Genomic DNA, 19,399 nt, shown 5'->3' on the forward strand with positions numbered 1-19,399 from the left:
TTTGCAGAGATCGTAGGATAAGTTTGTCTGATAAGTCGCTGTCGCTGGCCGCTCCAAAAATTTGCGACACATCCGATCTATCGTGTAATGCCCACCCAGATAGAAATCCTGCGTCTCTGGGATACCCGCCAGGGCGCGGATTACTGAAACCAGGGTTTGAATACTGGTGGCATCAGGCGGGCAGGGTAGGGGCGGGCAAGCAACCGGGATGTGTTGCCGCGTTCTGGTTGGCCGAGCGGCTGGCCGGATTTTGAACAAAAAAGGAAGGAGAAGGGACAATGATGAAAGCACTTGGAGGCATGACGCTGCTCGCCGTGGTCGCGCTTGCTGGCTGTGACGTGGTGGACCCGGATTGCACACCGGAAAAGGCCGCGAAACGTCAGGTCCAACAGGCGACTATCGGCGTCAGCAACCGGTGTACACCGGCTGAGACTGCACGCGATACCGCAGGGATCGATGGTTGAAGAATTCGGAAGCGCCAAAGTCCTGAGCGCAATTTGAGTGGTGACGAAGTGACACCCGATATCGTCCATTAGGATCGGCGGTCACTGCTTCAGACTTTGGAACTCCGGATCGGTTCCCCGTTCAAACCTCGTAGATCGGGGAGCCGTCAGAAGTTAGTTTTAAACTCCCGAATGGGTTGGCGGACACATGCGCTGGAAAGGACGACGCACAAGCAAAAATATCGACGACCGACGCCACACATCACGTGGGGCGTCTCGTGCCGGTATGGGCGGCGCCGGATTGATTGTGGTCCTGGTGATCGGCCTGTTTTTTGGTGTAGATATCACGCCGTTTCTGAGTAGCGGGGGTCAGGTTGCTCCTCCGCAAGCAAATGCGCCTGTTCAGATTAACGATGAAACAGAGGAGTTTGTGGCCGTCGTCCTTGCAGACACCGAAGTTATATGGGGTGAAATATTCAGAGACTCGGGCATTCAATACACGCCGCCGGTGTTGGTCCTGTTTGCAGGCTATGACGAGGAAAAACTGGTTTTTGAGATTGCCGCCGATAGAGTGCCGTGCGTCGGAGTCGCGCCCATGCAGTGTCTGGTGATCAATGGCGATTTTTTCTATGAGAGCATAGTCGGATACAGACATATCGATGGACAGGCCGCGAAAATTTGCGTTTTGCGCACCAAGAGACCCGAGCCAATACCCGCCGATCTCGGAGCGTTCGTATTCACGCGCGTACCCTGCGAAGACTGAAGCTCCCATGGTAGCATTGGTCCTTCGCATCGCAACCAGTCGTGATCGATGGGCTGTACCACTTTCGGAAGTTCAGTTTGGCCATGAACGGTTCCAAGCTAACTACCATCCCAAAACTTGACGCTGCAATTGCCACCCGAAGACGGGTAGCACGCTGCGCTTCCAAAATCTCGCACCGCGAGAGCGAGGGTATTCTGCCTCAACAATAGTGGCAAGAGACAAAGGCGGCTTCGGGCTGACTGCGGTCCTTTGGAGTAAAAATGCGGATGGCCGCAAAGTCCCGCGACTTGATCCTTAATCCGCCCGTTGACGTTGCTTGCGCAGCGAATGGCCGGTCTGGTGAAGCTGCAGTGCGGCGGCGGCACTTACGATAAATGTCTCTTATGGGCCGTTGCGCGACAGTCAGGTTTTTGTCTGAAAAAGGTGAAGTTTTATTGCCTGTCGACGACCGCTCTAAACCCAAAGCGGGACTCCTTTGCTTCGGTGTCTTCATGTTGAGTTTTATTGTTCTGAATGCTTGCGCAGACTCCTTCGGCGCATTTTGGAACCGCTGACTCCCACGACCCTCAACCCAAGTGACTAGGTACTTTGCACAAATAATCTCTGGTTACGGGAACAACCATCTGACCTCGGCTTAACTGAAACTGAAATACAACCAAGCCCTGTTCCGAAAAGGCCATCTCGGATACGATCAGATAGTATCGCCACATTCGCAGAAACCGATCATCGTAGAGGTCGCGGATCGATTCCAGATTGGCCTCGAACTTTTCCTGCCAACATTGAAGCGTTCGCGCGTAGTGGCCGCGCCAGACTTCAACATCTGTGGTCACCAAGTCCTGCTTTTCAATCTCCTTCATGGCTTCGGACATTGATGGTGCATATCCGCCGGGAAAAATGTATTTGTGAATCCATGGCGACGTTCGACCGGGTGCGGTGGATCGACCGATTGTATGCACCAATGCGACGCCATCCGGTTTCAGATTCTCACGCAGTTTGCGAAAAAACGTTGGATATTGGGGCCGACCAACATGCTCCATCATTCCGACCACAACGATACGATCAAATTCTTCGTCGACCTCTCGATAGTCGATCAGGCGAAATTCGACCATATTCCCGACACCGGCCGCTTCGGCTCTGCTTTTTGCATATTCCAACTGCACTTTGGACAAGGTCACACCAACCACCTTCGCTCCATAGTCTCGCGCCATGGTAATTGACATGCCGCCCCAACCACAGCCGATATCCATCACTGTCATTCCTGGTTCGATTAAGAGCTTCTTGGCTATGTGCGCCTTCTTTGCTACCTGGGCCTCTTCGATGCTTTGCACCGGATCTGAGAAATAGGCGCAGGTATATTGAAGGTCTTGGTCAAGAAAAAGTTCATAGAGATCAGCGGAAAGGTCATAATGATGTTCGACATTTCTGCGCGCGATATGAACGGGATTATACTGTGCGATACGTCTAAGTGACTTGCGCAGCCCTGTGACCGACGTGCCGTAACGCCCACCACCATAGTTGTTTGCATTGCGCACAATTAGCGAAACAAAGCCGCGTAGATCGTTTTGCGAAATTGTGAGAGTCTCATCCATATAGGCTTCGCCCAAGGCGAGATCGCCGTTCATTACCAATTTGCGCGGAAGCGCTTTGTCGTGGAGGGTTATGGCTGAACTGGGCCCTTTTCCGCGGCCATAGGTGCTGCAACGCCCATCCGGCCAAGTCACCGCAAGCTCACCTTCTTGGATGATCTTGGTCAAAAGGCGGTCAAGCAATGACACCCACAATGTGACGTCGTCCAATGCTTCCACGATTAGACTACACTCCATGGCAATCGCACAAGTTGAAGGAGCAAGTTATGTCCGCTTAGTGTCCGCAGAGCGGTCGGTCGTGCGCGTAGATAACGCCACATTGAATAGGTAGGTTCCCAAATACTCGCCGATGATCGCCGCGCGAGCACAATCGAAAAGGCACCCTGTGCTGAATTCCTGGCGCATGGACCGGATTTAACTGCGTGTTCGCGGCAATTGGATGCGCCTTTATCGAACTGTCGATAAAGCAGGTGACAGGGAACACCCATGATTTCGTGCTGCCTGAGCGATGGAACGGTCTCGCAGCAACCAAGTTCTTTGCCAAAGCGTTGTAGTCAATCGGAAGCACTGGCAAAACCGTAATCGATAAGAGCGGAGCCAACGCAGCAGGTATTTCAAGAAGTGAACAGGAACTTGAGGCGATTTGGTTGCCCGGTTAAAGTACAGACAATAAGGTCGAAACTCCTGAATAGACTGATCGAGCAAGAACATCAGTTCAAAATACAGCGTGTTCGGCGCATGTGTGGGTTCAAATCTTTCGCATCTGCGTCCGCTAACTTGGATGGCATTGAAGTCGTCTATATGATCCGAATAATGCAGCTCTCTAGCGCTACAACTTTGGGCTTTCGGTTGTTTGGTGTGATCGCTGGATAAATGTGTCCAGCATGTCGTTAACTCTGGCCGTTCTAAAAGTTTGCAACACAACCGTTCAGCACCCGAAAGAGCGACGATTGCAGATAGTTTTCGAGTGAGAGGTCTGTTTTCGATTGTTTTTATTGGGTCATCCAAGTGCGGCGAAAATTTCATGAGAAAATTCGACGCGAAGCTGCTTTCAATCAGTCCAACATGCAGAAAATTCTGCAACGATGGTTGAATTCATCGGGCCCAATTCTGATCCTGATGAATTAACGCAACAGGAACCGCCCATGATGTCTGACCCAACAGAGTTTGCAGGAATGGCGGCACTCTCGACCAGTGAGGCACCGTCGCTCTCCTTGAATAATCAAAAATTGCTTCCGGAACGCCAAGCCGCGAGGGAATTACGCGCCGCGGTGACGACTCACGAAAACGCTCCAAGAACAGAATTGGAAACAAAAAGCCATCAGGCCGTTGCTGACTTGATTAACGCGATCATAGCCACCGGAAACACTGTTCGGCGATTGTGACTCCGCGCGGTAGTGGTTTGGCTCCCCGACTTTGAAGTGGACCCAAAAAAGAAACCGCCACCGCGCCCGCCCGAATGAAACTCACCCGATCAGCACGCCTCCGTCCAGTGCTGTTCTGCTCGGCAAACCTTAAAAAGGAGCGCTTCGAGGCCATTCACTCGACGTCGCCTTTTCGACGAAGACGAAAAGACCATGGACCAGTCGGTCTTTTCCGACGCGGCAGACCATCATCCAATCCTTGTCTCAGGGAGTTCCCGACATGTCCGCCAAAGACGTCAAATTCAGTGCTGATGCGCGCAGCCGAATGCTAACAGGGATCAACATGCTGGCGAACACCGTCAGGATCACTCTTGGTCCCAAAGGTCGTAACGTCATTTTGGACAGATCCCACGGTGCCCCGCGTATCACCAAGGATGGCGTTACTGTTGCCAAAGAATTCGAGCTTCCGGATCACTTTGAAAACATGGGAGCCCAGATGGTGAAGGAAGTCGCGTCCCGCACCAACGAAGAGGCTGGCGACGGCACAACCACTGCTACCGTTCTGGCTCAGGCGATCGTCAAGGAAGGAATGAAGGCCGTTGCCGCTGGCATGAACCCGATGGATCTGAAGCGAGGTATTGAACAAGCCGTCAGGGTCGTCGTCGCAAAGATCAAGGACCTGTCCCGACCGGTTGGCGACAGTGCTGAAATTGCGAAGGTAGGGGCTATCTCCGCCAACGGAGATGTAGCGATTGGTCGTCAGATCGCCCATGCGATGGCTGCGGTCGGCACTGAAGGCGTAATCACGGTTGAAGAGAGCAAGGGATTGGAGACCGAAACCGAAGTGGTCGAAGGTATGAATTTCGATCGCGGTTACCTTAGCCCATATTTCATAACAAATGTGGTCAAGATGAGCGTAGAGCTGGAAGACTGCGTTATCCTGTTCCACGAGAGCAAGTTGTCGTCTCTTGCCGACATGGTGCCGTTGCTCGAAGCAGTCATGGAAGCCGAAAAGCAGCTTCTGGTTGTTGCCGAGGACGTGGAGGGCGATGCGCTGGCCATGCTTGTGGTCAACAAGCTTCGCGGCGGATTGAAAGTTGCCGCTGTGAAGGCGCCTGGGTTTGGGGATAGCCGCAGGGAGATGCTGGAGGACCTCGCGATCCTGACGGGCGGTCAAGTGATCTCGACCGATTTGGGGACCAAGCTTGAAACCGTCACGCTGGACATGCTCGGTGCCGCAAAGAAAGTCGTCATCTCAAAGGATGATACGACCGTCATTGATGGCGCTGGCGACAAATCAGCAATCACTTCGCGGGTCGCCCAGATTCGCTCCCAAATCGAAGATACGATGTCCGACTACGAACGGGAAAAGCTGCAGAGTCGTCTTGCTAAACTGACAGGCGGGGTCGCCATCATCCGGGTCGGAGGGGCCACGGAGATTGAGGTAACGGAACGCAAAGACCGGGTTGACGACGCGTTGAACGCCACTCGCGCGGCGGTTCAGGAAGGTGTTGTTCCAGGCGGTGGTGTTGCGCTGCTCCATTCAGACAAAGCGCTTGCGACCCTTAAAGGTGCCAACTCCGACCAGGATGCCGGTATCAGGATCGTCCGGCGATCAATCCAGGCACCGCTGCGCCAGATTGTCGAAAATGCCGGCGTGGACGGATCGGTCGTCGCGGCAAAGATCATCGAAAGCGAAAACCCATCCTTCGGGTTCGACGCTCAAACGGAAACTTATGTCGACATGCTGACAGCGGGGATCATTGACCCCACCAAAGTTGTCCGGGTTGCTCTGGAAGATGCGGCGTCGATTGCAAGCCTTCTGATCACAACCGAGGCGATGGTCGCACAAAAACCCTACAGGTCTGGAACTGCATCAGATTTGGGACCCTTGAGGGCGTGACGCAGGTCTTTTGACCCAACGACGGGACCACCTCAATGCAGTCGGTCGATCTGTAACATGCAAACGTATTGAGAGAAACCAACCTGAAAGGAACTCAGATGTCGAAAGGTGACAAGAGGCGCGGCAACCGCGAAGTTAAAAAGCCAAAGAAAGCAAAGGAAAAAATCGTGGCGACGGCCGACTTCTCAAAGGGTCAGAAGCCGGTCAAGATAGGGAGTAAGAAAAAGTAATTTTCATAGTCGCAAGACGAAGATTGCAACCAAGGCGGAGCGTGCAGGATTCGCGTCGTCAGGAAGGGATTGAGACATGGGCAATAGCCGCAACTCCGGCCCATGGTGTCCGAAGGCCATTGGAGCGCCGTATTGGCATGCTTCGCAATTTGGTTTCCGAAGTTTCTGATCTATACTCGGATTGATTCATAACTCACTATAACGATGCGTTCGGTTTCGTCCCAGAGCGCGAGGCTTGTGAAGCGCTAGCTATCGCGGAGAGTGATGCGCCGGGTGTTGGCAAGGACGTCATGACCTCGAAGGACTTCCGGAAGACGATAGAACGGGATGCGGCTGGCCAGATGATGAACATGGTGAACTCCGACTTTCCCGGCGATCCAGCTCAGCATTCCGGGCAGTGCATAGTGTGAACTGCCTTCAAGCGCCGCATCCTGAATGCTCCAATCATTTTGCCGATGCCAACTGGTTTCCTCGAACTGGTGCTGCACGTAAGAGAACCACATGCCAGCAATTGCAGCGAGGAACATCGTCGGCAGAAACACGAACAACAGGACGTACAAGTACCTGGCCGCGTAATCTAAGATCGGCGCGAGAAGTTACCGCTGACAATAATCTCGTTGATCAATTTGGCGACTGCCGAATGGGTTTCTTGCTCTAATTCCGAACCATTGGCACTCTCGTGGGTCACGGCAGCATCGCGCAAAACCCCGACGATCTCACGTTCCTGAAGAAGATTGAGATCGTTTAAGGCAAGTAGAAGAGCCTCGCAGATCGAGAGTGCAGCCATGCCTGCGGGATCTTGGTGGTCTGACATTGGGGTCATTCCTTTTAAAGTCATTGGATTCGTGACCAGGCGAGGTGGTGATGGTTTTTCTATTGTCACATGAGTTTTGGTATTTTGGACTGATCGAAAGTAGCCTCAATACCAAATTCTTGGTAGAGTCTTTACAGGCTCGGGGAAATCCAACGATGAACACCAACACCAGCCCGTTAACACAGAAACTCTCGGCATTTGTTGCCTTGGCAGAGGCGGAACTGGCCGTTTTGGAACAATTGCACCAGCGGAGGAGAACCTTTGAGGCTGGCCGAGATCTTGTTCATCAGGGACAATCGGAACAGGCTGCCTATATCCTCGCCGCTGGCTGGGTTGTTTCATATAAGATTCAGCCTGACGGATCACGCCAAATCGTCGATTTCCAGATTCCAGGGGATTTCCTTGGGCTGCGCAGCGTTTTGTTGCACACGTCAGACCATGGCATTGAGCCGATTGTTGATATCGAAGCCGCCGAGGTTCTGGTGAGCGATCTTTTGCAAGCCTTCGCAGAGACACCTCGGCTGGCCACTGCAATTTTATGGGCCGTGTCACGCGACGAAGCGATGGTTGTCGAACATCTTGTCGGGCTTGGGCGGCGTGATGCGGATGCGCGCATGGCACATTTCCTACTGGAACTTGGAGTCAGGCTGTCGCTTGTGGGGATGGGCAGCAAGAAAGGCTATGCCTGCCCGCTCACACAGTACCATCTTGCCGATGCACTGGGATTGAGCGCCATTCACGTCAACCGCGTCCTGCGCAAACTCAGGGAGGACGAGTTGGTTACATTTCGGGATGGGTTTGTGACGTTCAATAACTATGAGGGTCTGGTTAAACTGGCGGATTTCGATCCAGCGTATCTGGATCAGAAACGGCCGCTTCTGGCCTGATTGGGCCCACAATCTGGTTTTGGACGATCCTGCTTACATCTCAAACGCGTGACGTTACATCAGCGCCCGACTGGCTTCCTTGAGTTCCTTGTGAGCCTCTTCGTCATTTTCTGCTTCGTGGGCACTTTCAGCGGCCTGATAGTGTTTCAATGCCGTCGCCTTTTTGGGGCCTTCTGGCGCTTTGTCCCAGGCGGCCTTAACGGAGGCCATGTGTTTGACGGTGTGGTTTTCCTGACTCTGGTCTTCATCATTCATTGGAATGTCCTTTCCTGGACGGTCCGAGAATAAGAAGCACGAGACTCATACAGCTCTTTTGGGGAGCTCCATGTTCCCCGCGCCCCTCAGATACTCAAAAAAATGCCAACCAAATACACAGCGGACACATGTTACCTAACGGGTTTCAGAGCGCCTTCGTACTGACGCAGGTTAGCCCGCTTGAGCCAGATAAAAGATCCGCGCAAACATCAGAGCGCCCATGAGTGCAATCAGCATCCAATAAATCGGGATCCTGGGGCCGTTATACTTTATTGTCTCTGGCAGTTTCGAAACGCGATGCGACACGCGCTTAGGTAACAAGGCCACCAACTTTGTCGCCACACTGCCGCTCGCATGATTAAGCGTGGGTACATCTCTGACTGTTGAAAGATGCGCTTTCAGCCGGGCATGCGCTGCATCTCGGCCCAGAAGTGTAAGCTCACGAGCCTCGGTCCAAGGCTCGAGCCCGAGACGCGCAAGGGCTGACAAAACCGTGACTGTTGCACCGGTTTTGTCTTCACCCACTTCTGCAAGCAGGAAAGGGTCGTAGTCGGAGCCATCCGGGCGAAGAACATCTGATACAGACATGATTTTTCCTTTCGGACTGGGGGAGCGGCGCTCGACAAAAATCGTTGGGACAAAGATACCGACCAACGCGTTGGATACCGCATTCAATATTGCTTGATTGCTGCAAGGCGCAAAGACTTGCATCTGCCTGGATGCGCCACCTTCTAGCCCCGATTGTCGGGAGTGAGGCTGTTGCACACATCCTGACAGTAAAGAACCTGATGGGTACTAACTTCGATCAGCATAAAGCCCGTGGGTTGGGAATAATATAGCCCTAAGTGCTGTGACTTGACGGGGCATCTGGACTGATGCGGCCGACCATGGTCGGTACCGGAAATCCAGCGATCAATTCAACGGAGGTATGGGATGCTCACGCGTTCGATCAGGTCAAAGGTGACGTTCACCAATGCCTTCAGGTTGGGAAACAGCGACATCGTGTTTCCGGCTGGCGCGTATGAAATTCTCTTCGAGGAGGAGTTGCTGCAAGGCGTCAGCTTTGAGGCTTACCGACGCACCGCGACCTACCTGATGGTCAGGGGTCGAGGGAGTCATGTCGGTCAAACAACGATGCACATGACAACACAAAAGGATCTGGAGCATGCCATTGCCTGCGACTAGGCCCACTGTGAAACAATTCAACATAGCGAAGCGGCGCTTTCTCCGCTGGAGGACTTGATATGACCAATCCTGAATGGCTGAAACCTGGTATGTATGGCGCGCTGCTCGGCGCGGTGTTTGTCGGCGTCGTTGGATTTTCTTGGGGCGGTTGGATGACTGGCGGAAGCGCGAACAAGTTGGCAAGCGAAATGGCGCGGGACCAGGTGATCGCGGCGCTCGTGCCAATTTGCCACGACATGTCCCGCACGGATAATCAGCGTTTAGCAAAGCTCGCAACGATCCAGGCTGCCACGTCGTACAAGCGACGCGACGCCGTGATGGATGCGGGTTGGGCAACCATGCCTGGTTCCGATTCCCCGAACCGCGATCTCGCTAAAGCGTGCATAGAAGGACTGAATCTTGATGCATCTTAGTATGATTGCGTCAATGCCGCCCTCGTCAATTCACACTGGTTTGCTACGGTAAGTGGGATGTTTGGATTGCAACTAGAAAGCGACCATGGAACCTGTTCGACCCTTGATGTTAGAAAGTGGGATACCGATGCAAGCAGTCTGAAATTTCCCTCAGGTACAATCTACCGCGGCGCAACAAGCGATCACACCGGCTCAGCCAAACCAACCGGGCCCGTCAGGCGCGAAATGAAAATAGGCATGAACTACAACGCTCTTATGGGGGCATAAACGCGCCGGATGTCGCGAGAATTCGACTATGCAAGGAAAACTTGCCAAAACTAACGGGGATAGCGAAGCCTGCCTAAATTTGAAGTTGTTGTAACTTCTCAAATAGCGCTCCGCGGTCCGATACCGAGCGTCATGTGCTGATTTGCTTGGCAACGCGCCGTAGTAAATCGGCCCTTCAAACCCCATATGCTGATAGGCTACGTGCGAATTTTCGGGTCTGACCGACGCACCGAGGTCTCAGTGGAAAATCCGAAATCGATTGGGATCAAGTCTTTCAATGACCTGGCTATTAGGTCTGCCGTCCTGCTGAACCGTCGAATAAGGAAACCGACAATCAGGGCGGCAAAGACCGGTTCAGCCAATCTCGAAAAACCCCGAGAGTCGCGCCGGAACGGGCTGGCGAGCCCTACCTGGCCCTTAATCGAAAGGACCACTGCAATGGATGACCAATTCAGCAAGACCATCGCAGTTTTCGACTGGCCATTCACAGTGCCCGGTTTTGCAGAAACGCTCCCCGCCGGCGAGTATGAAATCGAAACCGAACTCGCCTCGCCTCCGGATCACCAAGACCCGGAAGCTTGGAAGGCCTCAGTTGTTGTCCACCTGCATCCACGCATTTCCCATCCGGGATTAACCCGGAGCCTAACCGTTTCATTGATTGATCTCGACAATGCCCGCGCGAAGGACAAGCTTTCAGGAAGAGAGCTGTCTGATGTTTTTCTAGAAGAAATGCTGGCAGACCCAATGGTGCAGCTTGTGATGCAGGCCGACGGGGTATCCGAGGCCCAATTGCGCCATCTTTACTCGGGATCGCGGACAACGCGGGAGAATATCGATCTCGTTGACCAAAGTCCCAAAGACGAGACCCCGCAAGTTTTTTCGCAGGACAGCTCTGAAATTCAGAACGCCGAAAATGAAGGGATGCCATGCCAACAGGCCACTTCGCTTGTACCTGAATGAAGTGGAAGAAGCGAATGCCTGAGTCAATGGAAAGCGAGGAACTGATGCAAAAGAAGAAGGAATTCATCGTCTCGGACCCGCCAAAGCGTGCGCTTGCAGATGCGCCCAAGGAACGGTTCTGCTTGCGCTGCAAATCCTCTTTCTGGACCGAAGGTTTTGGCGAACGCATCTGTTCCCGCTGCAAGGGCACCTCTGCTTGGCGCGCGGCCGTGCCGGAAGGCGTCAGTCAAGGTCGCCGCCGCTCTGGCGGCCGGTCGTGATAGATCCCTTGATTGTTTTTAGGACTGCCTGGCGTCGTTGTCCGAGATAATGCGAAAGCTCTCTGCGTCCGCGGTGCCGACCTATCACAACGCACGGATCTCGCCCGCGCAGCGAATGGCCGGTATGATGAAGCTGCGTTGCGGCGTGGCCTGACCCGATGAATGGCAGCTGTGGGCCGAGTAAGTCACGGAAGAAAGGGCAGGGATCCTTACTGCGCGGCTTTTGAGGTCTGCTAGTTGCCCTTTAGCACTTCACCAATCAAATGGTTCATAACCTCTTTGTAGACCTCCGGATCGCCACCATAGGTGATCTCAAGGGCTGCGCGATCAAACGCGGCCGACAACAGATTAGTCAAAGCATCGATCTGTTTTGATGTTTGTTCAGGAAGAGCCCGCAAAAGCCCTTCACGAAGTTCTTCTGTTCCATTGGCCCGGGTCAACGCGACAGCAGTGCTGTGCCCTAATACCGCTGGGGCCTCTTCCATCAGGAGGCGCACCCGACCTGGAACCAACATCGCATCAAAGAAGGCATTTGATCCTGTCACCATGGCCTGTTCGGGATCGGCCACATTGCGCGTTTCCTGGTCAATGTGGTGTGAGATTGCTTTGGCCTCCTCTTCTGCGACGGCGCGGAAAAGGTCAGCCTTGTCCTTGAAATGATGATACAGCGCGCCGCGGGTTACGTTGGCCCTACGCACGATGTCTGGGGTTGCAGTATCGGCAAATCCCGAATCCACAAACAATTCTCGGGCAGCCTCTACGAGTTTGGCACGCGTTTCGGCGCGTCGGTCTGCCTGGCTGCGTCGGGCGGGTTTTTCTGGGGGCAAGATTAATGGCTCCGAATATCACAATAAGCACCTTACATACATCTTGCATGTATTTGCAATTCGATGTTACATACACGATGCATGTAAGTCAGGGAGATAAAGAAATGCGTGTCACTCAATATTACCCGGTCATTCAGTCTGAAACGGTTTCTGAGACGGCAGAGTTCTACAAACGCCACTTTGGCTTCCGCTCGGCATTCGAGGCGGATTGGTATGTTCATCTACAAAGTGAAGCGGATCCGTCGGTCAATCTCGCAGTCGTCCAGTCAGACCACGAGACGATCCCTGAGGTTTCCCGCGGTGCGTCTAAGGGTATGATCCTCAATTTTGAAGTCGAGGATGTCGACAAGGTGGACGAACGACTTCGGTCAGAAGGAGTTCCTGTCGCAAAGTCACTTGTGAGCGAGCCGTTTGGTCAACGCCATGCGATTTATCGCGATCCAAACGGGGTACTGATTGACGTCATCACTCAGATCCCACCCTCAGAGGAATTCCTGTCGCAATATGCAGCCGACGCTGTACCGACGTGATTCAAGGTGCCCCAAGAACCTTCTGATTGATGATTGCGCGGCCGACCTGTGTCGCGCAATCTACGCCACTATTGGTGCATTCGATGTTGTTGGCCATACCTTTGATCCTGAATACGCGAAAGGCAGAGCGTGCGGAGATTTAGACAGTTTAACCTGACGCGATACCAAACTCTGTCCAATGCTTGGTAAATTCCATCAATTCACTTTTTCCGATTTGAATGCGAGATAGGGCCCTAAATCCGGCTGTTCATGCGTGAATACCATTGTCCATTTCATGTTGTGATGGGCCACGTAAATGTCTGCCTGGAATGAAGTGAAGTCGGGATATCGATCGGAGGTACACGAGTAAGCCCAGTCATTGTTCTCGTCGAAAACTACGTAAGGGGCTGGCCATTGCTTCTGATACCCAATCACAGCATCTGAACCTGTGATGGCAGATTGAAGTCCGTAGCTAAAACCGTGCCATCGAAAACCGTTGTGAATCCAAGCGCCCGTGTTTTTCTTTACTCTCAATACATATGTTGCAAGCCAGTCGGTTTTTACCTGCTCGCTCTCGACCGGAGAGAGTGGAACAAAGTCGACTGATTGAAATATGAGGAAATGCTCAACCTGGGTTTTGTTCGAGATCATCCCCGTCTAGCCTTGAACCAAGAATTTGTGGAGCGGGCAGATTAGCGAAATTTTATTCCGCATGAAACGAGCCTGACAATGATCAAGGTCTACATTGGGCCGTTTTTGCTTTCTTCACTACATTTCCTCCAAGTAGGGAGGAATCCGAGCCCAATCAGGGGAATCCTTCACAAATACCTTCTTAGTTGGTTTGAATAAACTCGGATCATCCAAGGTACCAGCAGCGATACTGGTCAGTCCGAAAGAGGTAACGCCCCATAAATTTGACCCGCAGGTGCCGCAAAAGTGCTTGATGACGGGGCGTCCTTCTTCAGAGGTTTTCTCAAACGTTAATGATTTGCCCTTCAGGAGCTGCAGATCATCTGAGTAAATCATGTATCCGGCGTATCCATCTGTGCCGGTCATCGACAGGCAGTCGCTACAGAAACACATGAGTTGAATCACTGGATCACCGGTGATCCGATATCGAACCTCACCGCAATAGCATCCACCTTCAATCGATTGAGCCATGCTGCCTCCATCCTTCTATTCCGCTTGGGAAGCTAGGCGAACAGCGTATGTGTTCTGGCTCATCGCCACAACAGGTTCAAAATGGGTCGGTGTTTCGCGCTCACTTCAACCCCCAGATGTAACGAAGCGATTGGATTTCAGGTGCTAACTACAATGTGACGGCTTGTGGCAAGACCTACCCTCTGCAGTGGGAGGGTTCGTTCGCTTCCATTCTAATTCTGAATCGTTCCTATTGAATGTATCTCCCAATGTAATTGGACAGACGAGCTTTATTGATCGACAATCATGTCATGGAGCTGTCAACGACCACACCCGTCCACCTGATCCATGTGGATCCCGACGTCAACATGGCGCGGTTCTATGGAATAGAGTTGCAGCCGACGCTGTTTGGGGAAGTGTGCGTCCTTCGGACCTGGGGACGTATTGGTACAAACGGGCAGGCCATGATGGTGACATACGAAGACGAAACCCAGGCTGCTGAAGCGCTCCAGACACTCCAAAAGCAAAAGCGCCGTCGAGGGTATGTCCCGGTCGGAGAGTGACCTCGGGCTGCAATCTGTTTCCGTAGCAAATCCCGAGCCTGCCGTCTCGTGACCGGGCTCCAGGTTCCAGCCGGTATGCCGGCTTCCACCCAGAACACCCCAGCATGATCTCCCTGAGCCAGTAGCCCCTGAACCGTCTCTTGCGAGCCGGGGCAGGGGCTTTGGGTCATGGTCGGTCCATGCCGTGGTGATCTGCCCATTCGGGTGATGATCCCTTTTGCGCTCCCGCAGGATCGAAGATCCTTTTCCTTATTTTGTGGGTCAGGCGGGATTTGGACAAGCCAAACGCCGCCCGACGTCAGGGGGAAGGCGCAGCCTCTCCCCTCGGACAAGACAAATAGACAAGACCGTGTCCTCGCGCGTTGCGCTGCGGGCCGCACCACTCTTGTCGATTTGTCCTGTCTCGCCCCTCTCCGCGTTCGCCACGGGGCAGGTTTTAGAGACGACGCCCTTTCAGGGCTCGGCTCAAAACCAGCACCAAAGGGGGTCAGCCCCGGAGGTCGCATCACAAAAGGAGAGACGGTTTTGAACCTTGAGACGACAAATGACATCGAGACTGACACGAGCCTTCAGGCGGCAGAGATCGCAGCCCAGAATGATCTATTTCGGAAGGCCCTGATCGATCCTACTGCGGTGATTGAGATGCATTCGAAAGGCATTCAGGGACAGGTTTTCGTCACGCCGGGCGTGTCCGGCGAAGGGATGGAGTTCCAGACCGCCGCTTTGGCTGCAGTGGCATCGGATGACCAGTTCGACGAGGGCAATGATCCTTATGGCGATCACACATTCGGAGCTGTGACAATCAGCGGCCAGAAGCTGTTCTGGAAAATCGATCTTTATGACGCGGACTACAAGTACGGCTCTGAACGCCCGTTTGATCCCGCAGTGACGCGCCGCGTTCTAACCATCATGTGCCCCAGCGAATACTGAGACCAGCCCTGTCCAAAAGGGCCAGGGTCTGCACGCGCAACCTGCGCAGGAAAGGCCCCTCTCGGGACATGCAAGCATGCCCTGCCGGGCAGTGGGTGAGTTCATGCCAGCAAACACCGGAAAGGGGGTGATGAAAATAAGTCAGGAAACCTTGCAGCAACGACGGCGCGAAGCCGTTGAGCTGGTCAAGAAGGGAGGTCTCTCCGCCAAGATCGGCCTCGCCTTCTTGAAACAACACGCAGCCGTCTAAGCGGCCCCGCTCTACCCTCGAAGGGGTAGGGCACACTTAACACAAAGCAAAACACTCAAACAAGGATTTGCCCCATGAGCAAAATCGAAACATTCACCGCACCGGAAACCATCGCCCTGTCCGATCTCTACCTGTCTGATCTGAACCCACGACAGGAGGTTTCTGAGGAAGGCATCACCCTGTTGGCTGACAGCCTGGTCATGTGCGGCCTGATCCAGAACCTCAGCGGCCTGCGCGATGCGGATGGCAAAGTCGCCATCGTTGCTGGTGGCCGTCGTCTGCGGGCGCTGAACATCGCCGTGACCGAGCGCGCCGATCTGGCTCAGGTTCCCGTGAAAGTCACAGACAACCCGTTTGTGGCCGAACAATGGGCCAATGCGGAGAACACGGCCCGCGAGGAACTGGACCCGGTGGACGAAGTCCGCGCCTATGGTAAAATGGCCGCGAAATCCCTGTCTGTTGCCAAGATCAGCAATGCGTTTGGTGTGACCGAGGCGCATGTGCGCCGCCGCCTTGCGCTGGCCGATCTGCCCTCCGCCGTATTGGACGCGCTCAAGGCCGGTGAGATCAGCATGGGGCTGGCCAAGGCCATGACGGTGAGCACCGAGGAAGAGAAAATTCTGCAAGTGCTGGAACAGGCTAAAGAGTGTCGGTGGTTCAGTGAGCATGATGTCAAGCAGGCCCTGACGTCTGAGGCTGTCAGCAGCACCAACCGCAAGGCCATGTTTGTCGGGCAGGAGGCTTATGTTGCAGCGGGTGGTACCGTCACCGCTGATCTGTTTGCCGATGAAACTTTGTTCAATGAAGGCGCGCTACTTGATCACCTGTTTGCTGAGAAGCTGGCGGCAGAAGCAGCGAAGCTGCGCGAAGCGGAAGGCTGGGACTGGGTGGACACCCATGATGAAAGCTACATTCCCTATGGGTTCACAGGCACTGAAGGCATGCACCGTCTGGAGATGGTGAGCAGGGAGTTCTCCGAAGAACAGTCTGAGCGGTATGACGAACTGGCCGAACTCTATGAGGGTGAGGCTCTGGATGAGGAAGGCGAAAAGGAACTTGCAGCGCTCGAGAACTATGCCGCGCCGTTTTATTCTGACGATCAGCGCAAGCTGTCCGGCGTGTTCCTCTATGTAGGCAACACTGGTGAGATCAAAACCTCCACGGCCTATGTCGCGGCGGAACATGAACAGGCCGCCATAGAGGCCGGTGTTTTGGCCCCAGTCAAAGAGCCAGAGACCGTAGAGAAACCAAAACCGGCCTATTCGCAGAAGTTCATCGATGACATGGTGGCGATCCGGCTGGCGGCGGTTCAAACGGCCCTGCTGGACAAGCCTGACTATGTGTTGAGCCTGTTTGCCTTCTCCACCACCCCGGCTTCCGGTCTGACCAGCAATCTGTTTGGGTTTGGCTATGGTGGCGCTGAACGGAACACGCCTGAGATTGACGACCAGTTCATCCTCGACCCGCGTCTTGGCGGGGAGCGGGATGCGGCGGCAGAGGCAGCCTATGACCAATTTCACGAGATGGCCACACAAGGTTGCGTCGAGGCGTTCAAAGCGTTTCGCGAACTGGGCAAAAAGACCCGCAATGGAGAGATCACAGGTTTTCTGGCCCGGCGGTTCCTGACCCAACGCCCGGAGTTCATGGCGGAGATTGAGAATGCGATCGGCGCGAACCTCCGCGCGATCTGGACGCCCTCGGCTGAGAATTGCTTCAAGCGCTTGAAGGGCTGGCAGCTGGATGATCTCTACAAAGACCTGCTGGACCTGCATGTCGACACCGACATGTTCAAAGCCTTCACGAAATCCAAGAAAGGCGCGAAGAACGAGGCGATGCACAAGCTGTTCAATGACAATGAACATCAGGCTGCACTGGGCGTGACCGAGGCACAGAAAGCCCGGATTGATGCGTGGGTTCCTGATTGCTTCTGAACCCATCAGGGTAGGGCGCTCAGCGCCCTACCTGCCAGCCGCGTTGTTCCATTTTAATTCAATGCTTTACGCTTCGATCACTTGAAAGGATGTAGCTTGTAGGCTACATTTAGGTATGATAGAAATTCGTAAGACGGCCCTGTTCGATAAGTGGCTCAAGGGCTTGAAGGACCAAAGGGCGAGAGCCAGGATTTTGGTTCGCATCACGCGGTTGAGCCTGGGCAATCTCGGTGACGTGAAGCCGGTTGGTGAAGGTGTGAGTGAACTGCGTATTTCTGAGGGTAAGGGGTATCGCGTTTACTACGTGTCGCGCGGTGATGTTTTGATCATTTTGCTCTGCGGGGGAGACAAGTCATCCCAGCAAGCGGACATCAAAACCGCCAAAGCGATGGCAAAAGAGTTGGAGTGAAAAACATGGGTGTCAAAACAACGAAGTTTGAAGCGGCTGACTATCTGGACAGCCCCGAAGCCATTCAAGCCTATCTTGAAGCGGCTTTTGAAACCAGTGACACGGCCCTGATCGCATCAGCTCTTGGCGATGTTGCTAAGGCCAAAGGTATGTCGAGTGTAGCTGACAAATCCGGCCTGTCTCGGGAAAGCCTCTATCGCGCACTTAGCGAAAACGGCAATCCCGAATTTGGCACTATCCTCAAAGTGCTGAGTGCTGTGGGTGTGACGCTCACCCCTAAAATGCACGTGAGTTAACCGTTTTAGAAGGCAACCCGCCATGTCTACCGATGCAGCTCCTTCGACAGCCGAAAAGACCATTCGCCGCATCTGGAAATCTGCGCAGATGTTTGTCGGGTTTCATACGGATCAGAAGGGCAAGCCGCGCGAACAGCCAAAGCTCTGGCCGCCAAAAAACGGAAGCGCGTCGATCCATAGTGACCTCAGCGCGCAAGAGGCGATTGTTGTGGTGAAAGCCGCTGATGCGGAAGCCGCACAGGATGTGCAGATCAAGCTGCATCCAAACCGCATTGTTGTGCGCCGGGACGCGGATATGTGGTGGCAGGGTGTGGCCGTGGATGAGCATTCCGTGACGGTCCGAATGGCCGACAACACGATCATTGAAATCCGCCACGACGGTTCGGTGAAGCGTCGCTCGGCGGAAGATGAAACCCATGTCGAAGCCGATGGCAGCATCTTCAAGTTCACCGAATTTGCCGAGGCGCATATGACGGGTGACGGGGTGGAAATGACCCGGCGCACCGAGGATCGTATTGCCACCATCACAGCTGACGGTGTTGTCGATCGTGCGCGCAAGCGTTAGCGTGTGTTCAATACCTCTAGAGTTCCCTGAGGTTGTACTGACTGGCCCGCTTCGGCGGGCCTTTTCTTGATGTGAATGATTGTCAATTGAGGTTCCGCCTCGGCTGCTTCATTCGCCGCCAATGGCCGTTTCAAACCCATATTGACTGTTGTCGCTATCCTCGCCAATGTCGCGCGTTCCCATTGGCGCATCTGCCTTAGCGTACATGTGGTGGAGCCGACCGGAATCCATAAGGAAACGCAAGCGATATGACTGACGACTGGAACGACTACGCCGATGGTTGGGACGACAATAGCGACGTCAGATATTACGCGAGTCGCGCATTTGCTTCGCTCGACGAGCACCTGAATCTTTGCGGGAAGAATTGGCGATCAAAGCGTGTGCTCGACTTTGGATGTGGCACCGGATTGCTGGCGGAGAAAATCGCACCGCATGTGGAGGAAGTTGTCGCGGTTGATACCTCGGAGAATATGATTGCGGTCCTGAAGGCCAAGAACCTGCCCAATGTCAGGGCCGTTCACGGAGATATGCTGGCGGGAAATGTACAGGACTTGGAGACCGGGTTCTCAGGTTTCGATTTGATCTGCGCGTCTTCCGTTTGCGCCTTTCTTCCAGATTACAGTGGCGCCGTGGCAGTACTGGCGGGTTT

General features: G+C 53.9%; 28 protein-coding genes. 20 read left to right on the forward strand and 8 right to left on the reverse strand.

Annotation, left to right across the window (positions count from 1 at the left end; genetic code table 11):
* Positions 1–278: 278 nt before the first annotated feature.
* Positions 279–464, forward strand: a complete 186-nt coding sequence (locus AC2FJB_RS21760) for a hypothetical protein (RefSeq protein WP_496720983.1) — start codon at positions 279–281, stop codon at positions 462–464.
* 187 nt (positions 465–651) lie between these two features.
* Positions 652–1,206, forward strand: coding sequence for a neutral zinc metallopeptidase (locus AC2FJB_RS21765; protein ID WP_496720981.1), 555 nt, complete (start codon positions 652–654; stop codon positions 1,204–1,206).
* Between the two features lie 566 nt (positions 1,207–1,772).
* Here the strand turns inward: AC2FJB_RS21765 and AC2FJB_RS21770 are convergent.
* Complete coding sequence (locus AC2FJB_RS21770) at positions 1,773–3,029, reverse strand: class I SAM-dependent methyltransferase (RefSeq protein WP_496720980.1); 1,257 nt, start codon at positions 3,027–3,029, stop codon at positions 1,773–1,775.
* A 384-nt stretch (positions 3,030–3,413) separates the two neighbouring features.
* On the opposite strand from AC2FJB_RS21770, the gene AC2FJB_RS21775 reads away from it, so the two are divergent.
* From AC2FJB_RS21775 to AC2FJB_RS21790, 4 genes are all read left to right on the forward strand, one after another.
* Positions 3,414–3,665: a hypothetical protein gene (locus AC2FJB_RS21775; RefSeq protein ID WP_496720979.1), complete on the forward strand. Its 252-nt coding sequence runs from the start codon at positions 3,414–3,416 to the stop codon at positions 3,663–3,665.
* Positions 3,666–3,877: 212 nt separating this feature from the next.
* Entirely contained in the window at positions 3,878–4,177 is a 300-nt protein-coding gene (locus tag AC2FJB_RS21780) for a hypothetical protein (RefSeq protein WP_496720978.1), read from the forward strand.
* Between the two features lie 259 nt (positions 4,178–4,436).
* Positions 4,437–6,059, forward strand: coding sequence for a chaperonin GroEL (gene groL, locus AC2FJB_RS21785; RefSeq protein WP_496720977.1), 1,623 nt, complete (start codon positions 4,437–4,439; stop codon positions 6,057–6,059).
* Between the two features lie 98 nt (positions 6,060–6,157).
* Positions 6,158–6,289 carry a hypothetical protein gene (locus AC2FJB_RS21790; protein WP_268952749.1) on the forward strand — a complete coding sequence of 44 codons (132 nt, stop codon included), beginning with the start codon at positions 6,158–6,160 and terminating at the stop codon, positions 6,287–6,289.
* 245 nt (positions 6,290–6,534) lie between these two features.
* Here the strand turns inward: AC2FJB_RS21790 and AC2FJB_RS21795 are convergent, their stop codons facing one another.
* Together AC2FJB_RS21795 and AC2FJB_RS21800 are read right to left on the reverse strand one after the other, a co-directional pair.
* Complete coding sequence (locus AC2FJB_RS21795) at positions 6,535–6,831, reverse strand: fatty acid desaturase (RefSeq protein ID WP_496720976.1); 297 nt, start codon at positions 6,829–6,831, stop codon at positions 6,535–6,537.
* Positions 6,832–6,866: 35 nt separating this feature from the next.
* Entirely contained in the window at positions 6,867–7,103 is a 237-nt protein-coding gene (locus AC2FJB_RS21800; RefSeq protein WP_298855054.1) for a hypothetical protein, read from the reverse strand.
* 155 nt (positions 7,104–7,258) lie between these two features.
* On the opposite strand from AC2FJB_RS21800, the gene AC2FJB_RS21805 reads away from it, so the two are divergent.
* Positions 7,259–7,990 carry a Crp/Fnr family transcriptional regulator gene (locus tag AC2FJB_RS21805; protein WP_113789413.1) on the forward strand — a complete coding sequence of 244 codons (732 nt, stop codon included), beginning with the start codon at positions 7,259–7,261 and terminating at the stop codon, positions 7,988–7,990.
* A 54-nt stretch (positions 7,991–8,044) separates the two neighbouring features.
* Here AC2FJB_RS21805 and AC2FJB_RS21810 read toward each other — a convergent pair whose 3' ends face one another.
* The gene (locus AC2FJB_RS21810; protein ID WP_113789405.1) at positions 8,045–8,245 is read right to left on the reverse strand and encodes a hypothetical protein; all 201 of its coding nucleotides are present in this window, start codon (positions 8,243–8,245) and stop codon (positions 8,045–8,047) included.
* A gap of 171 nt (positions 8,246–8,416) precedes the next feature.
* Positions 8,417–8,956, reverse strand: a complete 540-nt coding sequence (locus AC2FJB_RS21815; RefSeq protein ID WP_496683572.1) for a hypothetical protein — start codon at positions 8,954–8,956, stop codon at positions 8,417–8,419.
* A 222-nt stretch (positions 8,957–9,178) separates the two neighbouring features.
* On the opposite strand from AC2FJB_RS21815, the gene AC2FJB_RS21820 reads away from it, so the two are divergent.
* The 4 genes from AC2FJB_RS21820 to AC2FJB_RS21835 all read left to right on the forward strand — a co-directional run bounded on the left by AC2FJB_RS21820 (position 9,179) and on the right by AC2FJB_RS21835 (position 11,330).
* A complete protein-coding gene (locus AC2FJB_RS21820) occupies positions 9,179–9,430 on the forward strand; it encodes a hypothetical protein (protein ID WP_282121187.1) in 252 nt (83 codons plus the stop codon).
* Between the two features lie 59 nt (positions 9,431–9,489).
* Positions 9,490–9,843 carry a hypothetical protein gene (locus AC2FJB_RS21825; RefSeq protein WP_176865328.1) on the forward strand — a complete coding sequence of 118 codons (354 nt, stop codon included), beginning with the start codon at positions 9,490–9,492 and terminating at the stop codon, positions 9,841–9,843.
* Between the two features lie 705 nt (positions 9,844–10,548).
* Positions 10,549–11,070 (forward strand): hypothetical protein, encoded by a 522-nt coding sequence (locus AC2FJB_RS21830; protein ID WP_496720973.1) that lies wholly within the window; start codon positions 10,549–10,551, stop codon positions 11,068–11,070.
* Positions 11,071–11,084: 14 nt separating this feature from the next.
* Entirely contained in the window at positions 11,085–11,330 is a 246-nt protein-coding gene (locus AC2FJB_RS21835; protein ID WP_496720971.1) for a hypothetical protein, read from the forward strand.
* 233 nt (positions 11,331–11,563) lie between these two features.
* On the opposite strand, the gene AC2FJB_RS21840 is transcribed toward AC2FJB_RS21835, so the two are convergent.
* Positions 11,564–12,157: a TetR/AcrR family transcriptional regulator gene (locus AC2FJB_RS21840; RefSeq protein ID WP_496720969.1), complete on the reverse strand. Its 594-nt coding sequence runs from the start codon at positions 12,155–12,157 to the stop codon at positions 11,564–11,566.
* A gap of 104 nt (positions 12,158–12,261) precedes the next feature.
* Between AC2FJB_RS21840 and AC2FJB_RS21845 the strand changes: the two genes are divergently transcribed.
* Positions 12,262–12,687, forward strand: coding sequence for a VOC family protein (locus AC2FJB_RS21845; protein WP_496720967.1), 426 nt, complete (start codon positions 12,262–12,264; stop codon positions 12,685–12,687).
* A 195-nt stretch (positions 12,688–12,882) separates the two neighbouring features.
* On the opposite strand, the gene AC2FJB_RS21850 is transcribed toward AC2FJB_RS21845, so the two are convergent.
* Both AC2FJB_RS21850 and AC2FJB_RS21855 read right to left on the reverse strand, forming a co-directional pair.
* The gene (locus AC2FJB_RS21850; protein ID WP_496720965.1) at positions 12,883–13,317 is read right to left on the reverse strand and encodes a DUF4275 family protein; all 435 of its coding nucleotides are present in this window, start codon (positions 13,315–13,317) and stop codon (positions 12,883–12,885) included.
* Positions 13,318–13,434: 117 nt separating this feature from the next.
* Complete coding sequence (locus AC2FJB_RS21855) at positions 13,435–13,827, reverse strand: GFA family protein (protein ID WP_496720963.1); 393 nt, start codon at positions 13,825–13,827, stop codon at positions 13,435–13,437.
* Positions 13,828–14,099: 272 nt separating this feature from the next.
* On the opposite strand from AC2FJB_RS21855, the gene AC2FJB_RS21860 reads away from it, so the two are divergent.
* The 8 genes from AC2FJB_RS21860 to AC2FJB_RS21895 all read left to right on the forward strand — a co-directional run.
* Entirely contained in the window at positions 14,100–14,369 is a 270-nt protein-coding gene (locus AC2FJB_RS21860) for a WGR domain-containing protein (protein ID WP_496819083.1), read from the forward strand.
* Between the two features lie 525 nt (positions 14,370–14,894).
* The gene (locus AC2FJB_RS21865) at positions 14,895–15,299 is read left to right on the forward strand and encodes a DUF3768 domain-containing protein (protein WP_496720959.1); all 405 of its coding nucleotides are present in this window, start codon (positions 14,895–14,897) and stop codon (positions 15,297–15,299) included.
* Positions 15,300–15,402: 103 nt separating this feature from the next.
* On the forward strand, positions 15,403–15,549 hold the full coding sequence (locus AC2FJB_RS21870; RefSeq protein WP_496720957.1) for a hypothetical protein: 147 nt from the start codon (positions 15,403–15,405) through the stop codon (positions 15,547–15,549).
* A 74-nt stretch (positions 15,550–15,623) separates the two neighbouring features.
* A complete protein-coding gene (locus AC2FJB_RS21875) occupies positions 15,624–17,480 on the forward strand; it encodes a ParB/RepB/Spo0J family partition protein (protein WP_496720955.1) in 1,857 nt (618 codons plus the stop codon).
* Between the two features lie 115 nt (positions 17,481–17,595).
* A complete protein-coding gene (locus tag AC2FJB_RS21880; protein WP_496720953.1) occupies positions 17,596–17,889 on the forward strand; it encodes a type II toxin-antitoxin system RelE/ParE family toxin in 294 nt (97 codons plus the stop codon).
* Positions 17,890–17,894: 5 nt separating this feature from the next.
* Positions 17,895–18,185, forward strand: a complete 291-nt coding sequence (locus AC2FJB_RS21885) for an addiction module antidote protein (protein ID WP_170766490.1) — start codon at positions 17,895–17,897, stop codon at positions 18,183–18,185.
* 22 nt (positions 18,186–18,207) lie between these two features.
* A complete protein-coding gene (locus tag AC2FJB_RS21890; RefSeq protein WP_496720951.1) occupies positions 18,208–18,750 on the forward strand; it encodes a hypothetical protein in 543 nt (180 codons plus the stop codon).
* A 248-nt stretch (positions 18,751–18,998) separates the two neighbouring features.
* Positions 18,999–19,399, forward strand: a 401-nt coding sequence (locus AC2FJB_RS21895; RefSeq protein ID WP_496720949.1) for a class I SAM-dependent DNA methyltransferase, incomplete at its 3' end; no start/stop codon positions are given.

The sequence above is a fragment of the Ruegeria sp. CDSC085 genome (assembly GCF_059610465.1).

Coding starts and splice junctions, on each gene's coding strand:
- AC2FJB_RS21760 (WP_496720983.1), top strand. CDS start 279: ATGATGAAAGCACTTGGAGGCATGACGCTGCTCGCCGTGGTCGCGCTT.
- AC2FJB_RS21765 (WP_496720981.1), top strand. CDS start 652: ATGCGCTGGAAAGGACGACGCACAAGCAAAAATATCGACGACCGACGC.
- AC2FJB_RS21770 (WP_496720980.1), bottom strand. CDS start 3,029: ATGGAGTGTAGTCTAATCGTGGAAGCATTGGACGACGTCACATTGTGG.
- AC2FJB_RS21780 (WP_496720978.1), top strand. CDS start 3,878: ATGGTTGAATTCATCGGGCCCAATTCTGATCCTGATGAATTAACGCAA.
- groL (WP_496720977.1), top strand. CDS start 4,437: ATGTCCGCCAAAGACGTCAAATTCAGTGCTGATGCGCGCAGCCGAATG.
- AC2FJB_RS21790 (WP_268952749.1), top strand. CDS start 6,158: ATGTCGAAAGGTGACAAGAGGCGCGGCAACCGCGAAGTTAAAAAGCCA.
- AC2FJB_RS21800 (WP_298855054.1), bottom strand. CDS start 7,103: ATGTCAGACCACCAAGATCCCGCAGGCATGGCTGCACTCTCGATCTGC.
- AC2FJB_RS21805 (WP_113789413.1), top strand. CDS start 7,259: ATGAACACCAACACCAGCCCGTTAACACAGAAACTCTCGGCATTTGTT.
- AC2FJB_RS21810 (WP_113789405.1), bottom strand. CDS start 8,245: ATGAATGATGAAGACCAGAGTCAGGAAAACCACACCGTCAAACACATG.
- AC2FJB_RS21815 (WP_496683572.1), bottom strand. CDS start 8,956: ATGCAAGTCTTTGCGCCTTGCAGCAATCAAGCAATATTGAATGCGGTA.
- AC2FJB_RS21820 (WP_282121187.1), top strand. CDS start 9,179: ATGCTCACGCGTTCGATCAGGTCAAAGGTGACGTTCACCAATGCCTTC.
- AC2FJB_RS21825 (WP_176865328.1), top strand. CDS start 9,490: ATGACCAATCCTGAATGGCTGAAACCTGGTATGTATGGCGCGCTGCTC.
- AC2FJB_RS21830 (WP_496720973.1), top strand. CDS start 10,549: ATGGATGACCAATTCAGCAAGACCATCGCAGTTTTCGACTGGCCATTC.
- AC2FJB_RS21835 (WP_496720971.1), top strand. CDS start 11,085: ATGCCTGAGTCAATGGAAAGCGAGGAACTGATGCAAAAGAAGAAGGAA.
- AC2FJB_RS21845 (WP_496720967.1), top strand. CDS start 12,262: ATGCGTGTCACTCAATATTACCCGGTCATTCAGTCTGAAACGGTTTCT.
- AC2FJB_RS21850 (WP_496720965.1), bottom strand. CDS start 13,317: ATGATCTCGAACAAAACCCAGGTTGAGCATTTCCTCATATTTCAATCA.
- AC2FJB_RS21855 (WP_496720963.1), bottom strand. CDS start 13,827: ATGGCTCAATCGATTGAAGGTGGATGCTATTGCGGTGAGGTTCGATAT.
- AC2FJB_RS21870 (WP_496720957.1), top strand. CDS start 15,403: ATGCCAGCAAACACCGGAAAGGGGGTGATGAAAATAAGTCAGGAAACC.
- AC2FJB_RS21875 (WP_496720955.1), top strand. CDS start 15,624: ATGAGCAAAATCGAAACATTCACCGCACCGGAAACCATCGCCCTGTCC.
- AC2FJB_RS21880 (WP_496720953.1), top strand. CDS start 17,596: ATGATAGAAATTCGTAAGACGGCCCTGTTCGATAAGTGGCTCAAGGGC.
- AC2FJB_RS21885 (WP_170766490.1), top strand. CDS start 17,895: ATGGGTGTCAAAACAACGAAGTTTGAAGCGGCTGACTATCTGGACAGC.
- AC2FJB_RS21890 (WP_496720951.1), top strand. CDS start 18,208: ATGTCTACCGATGCAGCTCCTTCGACAGCCGAAAAGACCATTCGCCGC.